At 61.0% G+C, this 10,913-nt stretch carries 10 protein-coding genes and 1 pseudogene; 7 read left to right on the top strand and 4 right to left on the bottom strand.

The genetic code is table 11. The annotated features are described in order from the left end of the window. Window positions 1-25: 25 nt before the first annotated feature. From H7225_RS16760 to H7225_RS16735, 6 genes are all read left to right on the top strand, one after another. Complete coding sequence (locus H7225_RS16760; protein ID WP_290663885.1) at window positions 26-1,729, top strand: DUF2341 domain-containing protein; 1,704 nt, start codon at window positions 26-28, stop codon at window positions 1,727-1,729. Window positions 1,730-1,740: 11 nt separating this feature from the next. Next, a complete protein-coding gene (locus H7225_RS16755) occupies window positions 1,741-2,148 on the top strand; it encodes a biopolymer transporter ExbD (RefSeq protein WP_290663883.1) in 408 nt (135 codons plus the stop codon). An 11-nt stretch (window positions 2,149-2,159) separates the two neighbouring features. Next, window positions 2,160-2,561, top strand: a complete 402-nt coding sequence (locus tag H7225_RS16750; RefSeq protein ID WP_290663881.1) for a biopolymer transporter ExbD — start codon at window positions 2,160-2,162, stop codon at window positions 2,559-2,561. Window positions 2,562-2,563: 2 nt separating this feature from the next. Then, window positions 2,564-3,247, top strand: coding sequence for a TonB C-terminal domain-containing protein (locus H7225_RS16745; protein ID WP_290663879.1), 684 nt, complete (start codon window positions 2,564-2,566; stop codon window positions 3,245-3,247). A gap of 17 nt (window positions 3,248-3,264) precedes the next feature. Next, complete coding sequence (locus H7225_RS16740) at window positions 3,265-5,004, top strand: putative porin (protein ID WP_290663877.1); 1,740 nt, start codon at window positions 3,265-3,267, stop codon at window positions 5,002-5,004. A gap of 127 nt (window positions 5,005-5,131) precedes the next feature. Continuing rightward, the gene (locus H7225_RS16735) at window positions 5,132-5,659 is read left to right on the top strand and encodes a hypothetical protein (RefSeq protein ID WP_290663875.1); all 528 of its coding nucleotides are present in this window, start codon (window positions 5,132-5,134) and stop codon (window positions 5,657-5,659) included. A 46-nt stretch (window positions 5,660-5,705) separates the two neighbouring features. On the opposite strand, the gene H7225_RS16730 is transcribed toward H7225_RS16735, so the two are convergent. The 4 genes from H7225_RS16730 to H7225_RS16715 all read right to left on the bottom strand — a co-directional run bounded on the left by H7225_RS16730 (window position 5,706) and on the right by H7225_RS16715 (window position 10,416). Continuing rightward, on the bottom strand, window positions 5,706-6,623 hold the full coding sequence (locus H7225_RS16730) for a PEP-CTERM sorting domain-containing protein (RefSeq protein WP_290663873.1): 918 nt from the start codon (window positions 6,621-6,623) through the stop codon (window positions 5,706-5,708). 17 nt (window positions 6,624-6,640) lie between these two features. After that, window positions 6,641-7,885 (bottom strand): glycosyltransferase WbuB, encoded by a 1,245-nt coding sequence (locus tag H7225_RS16725; protein WP_290663871.1) that lies wholly within the window; start codon window positions 7,883-7,885, stop codon window positions 6,641-6,643. Between the two features lie 175 nt (window positions 7,886-8,060). Further along, complete coding sequence (locus tag H7225_RS16720; RefSeq protein WP_366481697.1) at window positions 8,061-9,212, bottom strand: acyltransferase; 1,152 nt, start codon at window positions 9,210-9,212, stop codon at window positions 8,061-8,063. A 34-nt stretch (window positions 9,213-9,246) separates the two neighbouring features. After that, window positions 9,247-10,416, bottom strand: coding sequence for a glycosyltransferase (locus H7225_RS16715; protein ID WP_290663867.1), 1,170 nt, complete (start codon window positions 10,414-10,416; stop codon window positions 9,247-9,249). Window positions 10,417-10,547: 131 nt separating this feature from the next. On the opposite strand from H7225_RS16715, the pseudogene H7225_RS16710 reads away from it, so the two are divergent. Next, window positions 10,548-10,913, top strand: a pseudogene (locus H7225_RS16710) (hypothetical protein); the annotation flags it as partial.

Below are 10,913 nucleotides of genomic sequence, written 5' to 3'. Positions count from 1 at the left end.
TTTGCGTAGTGATGGACCGAGTCCCATGAATGCTGTGAAGTCTGTGATGATGGGTGCCGCGCTGTGCTGCGGCTTGGTATCGACCTCTGCCCAAGCTTGGTGGCATGGCGATTGGAAGCACCGGGCCAAGATCAGCCTGAACACGACGGCCCAGGGCATCGAAACCAAGGAGGCCCTGTCGGGCACCGTGGTGCCGGTGCGCCTGCACTCGGGCAATTTCGATTTCCTGAGCGCCAAGCCCGATGGCACGGATCTGCGCGTGGTGGCGGCCGATGACAAGACGCCCCTGAAATTCTGGGTCGAACGCTTCGATGGCGCCAATGAACTGGCTGTCGTGTGGGTGCAGTTGCCCAATGTGGCGCCGGGCACCGACAAGAACTTGGTCTACGTTTACGCCGGCAACGAGAAAGCCGCCGCCGAGACCGTCACCCCCGCCTTGTTCGACGGCGCCACCGCCGTCGCCCTGACCTTCGCCGAGAAAGACGGCCCTGCTGTCGATGCCTCGGGCACGATCAAGACCTTGGCGCCTGTCGTCCGCGAGTCCACCGGCCTGATCGGTGCGGCCGCCAAGCTGGATGGCCAGACGCCCCTGACCCTGCCCGCCAGCGACAAGCTCAAGGCTGCCGCATCGGGCCCCTACAGCATCAGCCTGTGGGTCAAGCCCGCCACGGCCGCCGGCATCCTCTTCAAGCAAGGCCCTCTCGCCCTGGCCCTGGATGGCGGCAAGTTGAGCGCCTCGCTGGGTACGGCCAAGGCCACCGGTGGCGAGTTGCCCGTCTCGTCGTGGGCCCATGTGGCCGTGACGGTGGGCGCTGGCAAGCTCACTTTGTACGTCAACGGTGGGCAAGCCGCGCAAACTGATCTGCCCGTCTCCGGCCTCGCCATCGAAGGCAATGTCGTGATTGGCGAGGGCCTCAGCGGCCTGGTCGACCAGATCGAGATCGCCGGCACTGTGCGCAGCGCCGATTGGGTGAAGTTCGCCCATGCCGCACAAAGCGCCGATGCCAAGCTGGTGGTGGCCGTGGCCCAGACCGAGGACACGGCCAAGGAAGGCGGAGGTGAGCCCGGCTACTTCGGCATCCTGGTGGGCAACCTGACTGTTGACGCCTGGGTCGTGATCGGCATCCTGGGCGTCATGTTCGTGGTGTCGGCATGGGTGATGTACGTCAAGGCCGTGTTCGTGGGCCGCGCTGACAAGCACAACCGCCTTTTCCTACAGAAATTCCGGGAGACGCACGACGTGATGACCGTGCCGTCCAAAGGCCTGGCGCACTCGTCCTTGCAGCGCCTGTACGCGGCCGGACTGCATGAGCTCAACAAGCGTGACGTGGGCAAGGCCGGAGCCAAGCCACTGTCTGGCGCATCGATCGACGCGGTCAAGGCCGCCATCGACGCCGACCTGGTGCGCGAAGGCCAGGATCTGAATTCACAGATCGTGCTGCTGACCATCGCGATCTCGGGCGGACCCTTCCTGGGGCTGCTGGGCACGGTGGTTGGCGTGATGATCACCTTCGCGGCCATCGCGGCTGCGGGCGATGTCAACGTCAACGCCATCGCGCCAGGCATCGCAGCAGCGTTGCTCGCCACGGTGGCCGGCTTGGCGGTGGCCATTCCGGCGCTGTTTGGCTACAACTACCTTGCCGCCCGCATTAAGAACATCTCGTCTGACATGCAGATCTTCATCGACGAGTTCGTCACGCGGGTGGCCGAAACCTACGGCGCCCGCTGATCGGAATCACCATGTCGGGCGACATCAAGGAAGACAACCAGCCCTATGACGAGATCAACATCACACCGATGCTGGACTTGGCCTATGTGCTGCTGGTCATCTTCATCATCATGACGACGGCCTCCGTGCAGGGGGTGAAGGTTCAGTCACCGATCACGCAGGCCAGCAACAACCTGGCCAAGCCGCAGACCAAGGGCATCACCATCACGGCCGATGGGCAGGTCTACCTGGACGCTTATCCGGTCAGCATGGAGCAGCTCCAGTCCACCCTGGCCCAGTACAAGGCGGCTAACCCGAATCTGCCAGTGGTTCTGAAGGCCGACGCGGCCACGCAATACGAGAAGGTGATGGCGGTGCTGGAAATCGCCAAGCGCCTGGACATCACCGAGATCGGTTTGGCCACCAAGCGAGTGCAGTAAGGAATACGGGCATGAAAGTTCAAAACGAAACCAAGCCCTACGACACGATCAACGTGACGCCCATGCTGGATTTGGCCTATGTGCTGCTGGTGGTGTTCATCCTGATGACCACGGCATCCGTGCAGGGACTGCGTGTGAGCATGCCCAAGCCCAGCAACAAGCCCAGCACCGAAAAGCACGAGTTGAAGGTGGTGCAGGTGTTGTCCGATGGCGCTCTGCTGATCAACGGTGTCACGGTGAACTTGGCCGACCTGGAAACGCAGCTTCAACAGGCGAAGGCGCGCGATCCCAAGATGAGCGTGGCCATCAAGGGCGACGCGAAAGCGCATTACGCCAAGGTCGTGTCGGTCATCGACCTGTGCAACAAGATCGAGGTGCCCATGGGCCTGATCACCTCGCGCATCGGGACCTGAGCATGGACCAAGACATGAGCTTCCCGGTGGACGAACCCAGGAAGGCCTGGGTGTCATGGATGGCGGGTGCCTTGGTGGCCCTGGCCATCGGCGCGCTGGTCGTCTGGGCCGTGACATCGTTCAAAGGCAGTGGCGGTGGGCGCAGGCAGCAGATGGTGAAGATCGCCGTGTTGCCCGACACGCCGCCGCCACCGCCCAAGGAAGAGAAAAAGCCCGAGCCCGAGAAGCGCGAGGACAAGCCGCAACCGCAGCAGGAGCAGCAGCCCAAGCCCCAGGTGGCGCCACCCGAGCCGCAGCAGTTGAAGATGGAAGGCCCGACGGGCGACGCCCCGAGCGCTTTCTCCGGCGGGTCCGTGACACAGGAGTACAAGGGCGGCGATGTTGGCACCGGCGCGGGTGGCGGCGCGCTTCAATTCACGTTTTTCACAAACCAGCTTCAGCGACACATGCAGGGCGCCCTGGCCCGCAACCGCGACATCAAGCTGGGTGACTACAAGGTCAGCATCAGTGTCTGGTTATCGCCCAGCGGCGAGTTCAAGAAAGTCGAATTGCTCACCCCTTCCGGCGACGAGAAGGTGGACGCCGCCTTGCGCCAGGCTTTCATGCAGATCCCGCCGATGAGCGATGTGCCTGCCAGCCTGCCCCAACCCATCCGTTTGCGCATCACCAACCGCATGACCGGTTGACCCTTTGAAGTGAATCTATGAATGTCTTGAAAAAAACATGGTGGCCGACCTTGACGGCACTGAGCCTGGCCATGACGGGCACCCTTGCCCACGCGGACGAGCGCGCCTCTCTGGAAGCCCTGCGCCAAACCACCATCGGCCTGATCGATGCCCTGGTCGATAAAGGCGTGCTGACCCGCGAGGTGGCCGATGGCATGCTCAAACAGGCGGCGCCGCGCGCCACGGCCACGGACCCGGATGCGCCCAAGCCGGAGACCACGGCCGCCGGTAAGCCCGTGCTGCGGGTGCCTTATGTGTCCGACGCCATGAAGGCGAAAATCCGCAACGAGGTCAAGGAAGAGGTGCTGACCCAGGCGCGCGCTGAGCGCTGGGGCGTGCCCAACGCCACCCCCTCATGGGTGGACCGCATCAAGATCGATGGGGACTTCCGCTTCCGCTATCAGTCTGATCGGCCAGGCAAGGACAACACCATGCCGTCCGACTACGTTGCGGCCGAAGGAACCAACAAAAATGGTTTGTCACGCGCGCCTGACTTCGCATCTTCTGCCCTTCAGGGCGACAACAGCCTGACCCCGACGTCATCGACATCGGACGCCCGGGAGCGCGAACGCATCCGCCTTCGTCTGGGCGTGTCCGCCAGGGTGGCCGACGAAGTGGGTGTTGGTATCCGATTGGCCACGGGCAGCGCCACTGACCGCGTGTCCACCAATCAGACCCTGGGTCAGAACTTTAACAAGTACCAGCTGTTCGTTGACCGCGCCTTCGTCCGGCTCGATCCTGCCGACTGGGTCACTGTCCAAGCCGGACGCATCCCGAACCCGTGGTTCAGCACCGACATGGTGTGGAGTGACAACCTGAATTTCGACGGCCTGGCTGCCACCGGCAGATGGGTTACGCAAGGCAGCGCCTTTTCGCCCTTCGCCACGCTGGGGTGGTTTCCGCTGCGTGAGCAGACGCCACCCAACCGCTCATCTCGTTGGTTGATGGGGGCCCAGGTGGGCACGGGATGGGATGTGGCCGCACGCACCAAGGTCAAGCTGGGGCTGGCTTACTACAGCTACAACAACCTCGAGGGGAAGGTCGACCAAAGCTATGTCCTGGGGACCAACAGCAGCAATCAGGCTGTGGTGGTTACGGGGCCTGAATACGGGCAGTATGAGTACCCAACAGGCTTGCGGCAGAAGGGCAACACGGTTTTCGAGACCAACCCCACCAGCGTGGACACCAGTCCCCTCTGGGGCTTGGCCTACGCCTTCCGCCCTCTGGTTTTAACGGCCTCCGCGGAGCTGACCCATTTCAGCCCGTACAGCCTGCTAATCTCCGGCGAGTACGTCAAGAACATGGCGTTCGACGAAGCGAGCTTTCACCGCCGCGCAGGTGCCTTCTTCGACAACAAGTCGCCCGGCGGTAAATCCACGGGCTACCACTTCAAGCTGGCTTTCGGGTCAGCCGAGGTGCGAGAACAAGGTCAATGGCAACTGGCCACCAGCTACCGCCATGTGGGTTCCGATGCCGTGCTGGATGCCTTTACCGACAGCGACCTGGGCCTGGGCGGCACCAACTTGCAAGGCTATACCCTGGGCGGCAGCTATGGCCTCTACCGCAATACCAATCTGGGTGTGAGGTTCCTCTCTGCCAAGACCATCGACACGCCTTTGAACCAGGCGGTGGTGAACATTGGGGGCCAAACCGTCGATTTCGGCCAAGCCAAATACAAAGTCAACAGCCTGCAGGTGGACCTCAATGTTCGCTTCTAAGTCTCTTCTGCCCCACACCGGCGCGCGGGCGCTGTTGGCCCTTGTTTGCGCCATGGCCTGCGCATCGACGGTCATGGCCCAATCCACCGACCGCGATCAGGAACAGGTCAAACGCCTGAAGCTGCAGATGCGCCAAGTCCAGCAAGAGAAATCTGCGCTGGAAGAAGCCCAATCCAAAGCCGCGCAAGAAAAATCGGCGTTGGAGCAGACCCTGAAATCGGTTCAGTCAGAGTCCAATAGCCAAAAGGCGTCGGTCGGTGCTTCAGCCCGCAAGCTCAGCGGTTTGACGGCTGAGGTGGCGTCACTCAAACAAGAGAGCACCGCCTTGACCGAACAAGTAGCTTCCTTGCAAAAGCAGCTTGAAGAGTCCAAAACCGAGGCCACGCTGCAGACAGGCAAGGCTCAGTCCACGTCTCTTGCTTTGAGCGGGTTGCAAACCAGGCATGACGCGCTTGCCCTGAAGAACGATGCGTGCCGCAACGACAATGCCGCGTTGGCCAATCTTGGAAAAGATCTACTGACGCGCTATGAAGGCAAGGGCGTTGCTGACGTTCTCGCCGCGAAAGAACCTTTTTTCCAGACAGCCCGTGTGACCCTGGAGAACCAGGCCGCCGAGTACCGCAGCAAGCTGGATGCCGCCACTGTGAAGCCATGAAAAAAGGCCGCTGATCCAGCGGCCTTTTTCTTAGAGCACAAGCCAATCAAACAGATTGCTTGCGGCCATGCCGGCGCATCACCCCAAAACCAGCCAAGCCCAACACCGGCAGCATCCACGAAGCCGGCTCAGGCACCGCGGTGATTTCGGTGTAACCCGTCAACGCAATGGTGTCCTTGGCCGACAAGGTGAATTGGGTCTTGAAGTCCCAGTAGTTGTAGTTGCCCGTGCCAGTGGTGTCGGCGCTGTCGTTGCCGTAAGGCTGGCTGCCAACCGAGCCGGATGTGTAGGCGTTGCCCACATTAACGCCACCGTTGACAAAGGTCGAGCCACCGTCGCTGGACAAGCGAACCGCTTGAAGCTTGGTGAAACCAGGCACTTGCGAAACGCTGACAGAACCCGTCCCGGAAGGATTGGTCACGCTGCCAGAGATGTCGGCGTGCAAGGTGTAGTCGCCATTGATGGTCGGGGCGATGGACTCACCATAGCTGACCGTGTAGCTTTGCGTCGTGCTGGTGTTGTTCTTGGCGAAGAAGCCATAGGACATGTAGGGATCGATGTTGCCCAGTGCCGCAAAGGTCACGCTGGTGCGCCACGGATTGCTCGGGTCAGCCGCACCCGAGCCCATGGTGCCGTTGACCGTGGCCCAGCTGTGCCATGAAATACCGGCGACGTTCACATGCGTGTCGGTGTTCGTGTCAAAGACCCGGGCGGTCCCTGTTTTCCATTCGCCAACAGAATCGCTCACTGGCGTTTGAACGCTGCTGAGGTTCAAGCCGAAGTTGCCCGTGCTGGCGTCGTAGCTGGAGAAGGGCGTCAGGTCCAGGTTCCAGTTGAAGCCCCCGGTGTCGGTGATCTGCACGGACATGGCGGCATGCCCCGCCGGGTAAGACCCGGCGAAGGCATGGCCACTCATGGCTGCGATGGCCATGGTGATGGCCGTGAGGTGTCGGATGGTGCGCATGGTTTCCTCTGAAAGTTTTAAGAGTCGATGGTGATGGGTTCCGGTGCCAGCAACTCGTCGAGCTGCTGGATCCACTTGCCCAGAACGGACTTCTGAGCCAGGTGGTCTTCTGCGAACCGCCGTGCCAGCAAACCCAGCTCGTGGCGAGCAGCGGGTTGATTGGCCAATGACTCGATGGCGTCGGCCAACGCTGGGTGGTCATCCGGAGGAACCACGATGCCGCAACGCGACACCACGTGGGCCATCTCCGTGCCTTCACGGCAGGTGGCCACCACGGGGCGGCCACTAGACAACATGCCCGACAGCTTGGAGGGCAGCACCAGGTCTTCAGCCTCAGGGCATTGGGGCAGCAAATGGATGTCAGCCAAGCCCAGTAACTCGCCCAGGCGCTCAACGGGTTGCAGCGGCAACAGCCGCACGTTGCCCAGCGCTGCACAGGCGGCTTCCAGCTGAGGCTTCATCACCCCATCGCCACAGATCACGAACTCGACATCCGAGCGGTGGGCCAGCCGCTTGGCGGCCTCCGGGATCATCATCAAACCTTGCTTGCTGCCCAGCGTGCCCGAGAACAACACCACCGTGGCACTTTGCGAAATGCCCAGCTCTTCGCGGTAGGCACTCACATGGCCCAGCGGGCGCACCTTGTCCACATCAACCCAATTGGGAAAATGCCGAATGCATTCGCGGTCGACACCCTTGTTGCGCAAGCGATCCACCATGCGCATCGAGATCGATGACACCACATCGAAGCGCCTGAGCATGCGGCGCTCCAGCCACAGCAAGGCCTGGCGAGCGCCTCGGCCTTCCATCAGCCCCATCTTGAAAGCCACATCGATCTCGAAGTCCTGCACATGCAGCCAGGCCTGAGCACCTGACAAGCGCGCGGTCAGCCAACCGGTGGGTGCGCACACAAAGGCGGGCGCCACGGTCAACACCACGTCCGGACGCCAGAACACCTGCCGCAGCATCACGGGCAAGGATGAAGCCGCGAAGGTCAGCAGATGCAGGATGCGCTTGAGGCCGCTCGGCTTGGCGGGCACCCACAGCGGGGCGCGCCACACGCGGGCGCCTTTCCAGATCTCTTGGCGATAGGGTGGCCATGCATAGCCATCGGCGATTTTCCAGTCGGGGTAGTAAGGCGGTGCGGCCACCACGCGAACCTCATGCCCTTCTGACACCAGCCACTCGGCCATCTCGCCAGAGTACTTGCCAATGCCCGTGGGCTCGGGGGCGAAATTGGCGCTGTAAATGAGAATCTTCACGGATGTTCTTTCAGCGCTGACTGTTCTTGTGACTCCAACAAGCGTGAAAAAACCGCCGCATGATCCATTCGGATCACGGGTGCATCTGTCGGTGTTGGAGACCGCTCGACTCGTTGCGCTGTACCGCTATGCGCGCCGAGTTCTGAATGAATGGTGACGTTTCAAGTTGTCACCTTCATGAACTCGGGGGGTGCCGAATGCCGCGTTGCGCAGACATGGGCCACGCCATCATTCTTCGGACGGTGGACGTGTGTCGTTCGCACAGCCACCACACCACATGCCCAGCCAGAAGCAGCGCTGCCAACCAACCCAGCATGACCGTCCAAGCCGCCAGAGATGGCTGCAGGCGTTCATCAAGGTATGCGGTGGTTCCGATCAGCATGACCAAAGGAAAATGCGATAAGTACAGCGAGAAAGACATGTCTGACAAGCGCTCAACTGCGGACCGCATCCACCGAGGCCATGGCCTTGCTGACGCCAGAGGTGCGCAGTGGTAAACAAAGTAGGCGACCCCTGTGCCCAGCACGAAGTCTCCCCATGGCAAAGGCCAAGATTTCGGGGTTGCCCACTTTGAAAATCCAAGGGCGGCCAAGAATGCCAAGGTCGCCATCGCTGGTTGCAACCAGCGATCTGGGTTTGTTGATTGGCCGAAAGTGGGTGTGTGCATGCGGGGTATCACAAATGCGACCACACCCATGAGCCAGATGGCATAGCCGCAGAGAAGCTCGGCAGGCAACAGGAGGCCAAGGCCCATCATCAGCACTGCAGCAGCCCCGCGTTGAAGCACGGTGGTGCCAGTCTTTCGGCCCGCGAACGCCATCAACATCAATGGAAACAGAACGTAGTACCAGAACTCGTTGGCCAGGCTCCACAACGGACCGTTGCTGCCAAAAACTGGAACCTTGATGGTCTGCAAGAAAACCAGGTTGCCCAACAAAGTGCTCAGCGAGGCGTCGTAGTGATTGGGCTGCGGGGCCGAATGCCAAAGCGCTGCATAGGCGCCTGAAAGTACTTGCGGCGCCAGGTTGACAATGGTTTGATCTATGGCCCAAGTCAGGGCCAGGCAAGGCAGCAGCACCGTCCACAGTCTGCTCAATCGCGCTTGTGCATAGTTGCGCCAGCTGAAGCGCGGGCCTGCTGTCAACACGGAACCCCCCACCAGATAGCCGCTCAAAACAAAGAACACCATGACGGACTGGTGGCCCAGACTGGTCAAGGCATACAGCACAGTGTCAGCCAGGCCTGGCGATTTGGCAGAGCCAAGGTCCACCATGGTGGCATTGCGCAGGTGCCCTGCACAAACCAGCACGGCGGCGATGCCTCGCATCAAATCCAGCAAGTGATTGCGGCCCTTTGTCACCTCAAGACTCCAGCGCAAACACCGATTGGTAAATCGACAGATAGCCTTCGATGGCCTTGTGCGTGGTGAACTGCCCGGCCCAGGCAATCCGGCTTTGCCGTTGCGCAAGCTGTTCGCTGCCATCCACCTGAAGCACCGCTTCAAGCACATCAGCGCCTTGCTCAGCCCACTCGCTCATGTCATCACCTGGTTTGAGCATGGGCAGGTACTTGGCCAAGGGGCCGGCGATCTCGTTCATGGGTGAATCGTCGGTGGTGATGACTGGGCAGCCGCAGGCTTGAGCCTCGACGATGGGCCAGCCAAAGCCCTCGGCCAGGCTGGGGAACAAGAATGCCCGAGCGACCGAATAAGCCGCTTCCAAGGCCGCGTTGTCAATGCCTTGGTAAAACAAAACGCAGCCTTGCGCAGGCACCTGTTTCAAGGCGGCCAGCACTTCAGGGTTAGAGGGGTGGGGGCTGATCATCCACAGCGGCAGTGGCTTGTCATGGCGCGCGGCGTACCGGGCATACAAGTGGATGACACCGGCGGTATTTTTGTACCACTGGCCTCCGCCCACGTGCAGGATCATGCTGTCTTCAGTCGCCGGCAGGCCCGCCATGCTCAGCTTCTGAAATGCCTTGGCCCGGGGTACTGGCTTGTAGGGGTAGTTCAGGCCGTTGTAGACCACGCACGATGTCTGGGCTTGTACTTGCCCATGCTCCACCAGATCGCTTTGCGTGCGCTTGGACACCGAAATGAAATGCTGGGCCTGACGGAAGCCGCGACGGATGTAGCGCTGATACAGCCGGCCTGTGCTGGATGTCGGGTTTTGAGGGATCTGCCCCAGTGCCGAGCGCAGCGCCAGCAAGTCATGGGCATGGACCACATGCGGCAGGTGCTTGACCAACGGCACCCATGGCCCCAGCGCCTGGTCGCAAAAAACAAACAACGTGCCTTGTTGGTGGCGCAGCAGGCGCGCTTTGACCTGGAGCGGAAAGACCAGGTACTGATCCACATAGCCTGCCCATTTGGCAAGCCGTGTGTTGTCGAACAGTGCGTGAACCCAGGCCTGAGGCGCCCAGTAAGCGACCTCGTAACCTTTGGCCTGCATCGCGCCGCCAATCATGCGTGCAAAGCGCGGCATGCTTTGCGAGCGCATGAACGACGGATGGCAGAAAAACACAAGCTTCATGCGGCATCATTTTGGCCACTGGTTATGACGCCATGACGACGTGAACGTCAGCGTAAGCATGCGTAATAGCCTCGCCAGCTGTGCTATTTCTCCTTTCTTCACCGCAAGGCTTGCCCTGATGATTGTTGTTGTTGGGAAACGGTGAACGAGTTTTGATGATATTGAGCATGTGGAAGAAGTGGTGCTTACCGATTTTGGCCAGTGCGCGGAGTACTGCATTGGTTGCTGTCGCGACCTGGTGCATGGCGGCATGTGGCGGCGGCGGTATCTGCGATGGCTGCACGGTCAGCGCGCCACCGGCCGAGTTGGCCCAACAGGCCACGAAAAATGAACTGCTTGTGCAAGGCAATGGATCGGCGGCAAGCACGCCCATCACGCGGCAACAGGCCACCCGGTTTTTGACACAAGCGACTTTTGGGCCGACACAGGCCGAGGTTGATCACTTGATGGCGGTGGGCTATCAGGCTTGGCTTGATGAGCAGTTCGCTGCGCCGATG

The organism is Aquabacterium sp. (assembly GCF_014378415.1).
In the GTDB taxonomy this organism is placed as follows: Bacteria; Pseudomonadota; Gammaproteobacteria; order Burkholderiales; family Burkholderiaceae_C; genus Aquabacterium.
This window is presented reverse-complemented; position numbering and strand designations above follow the sequence as displayed.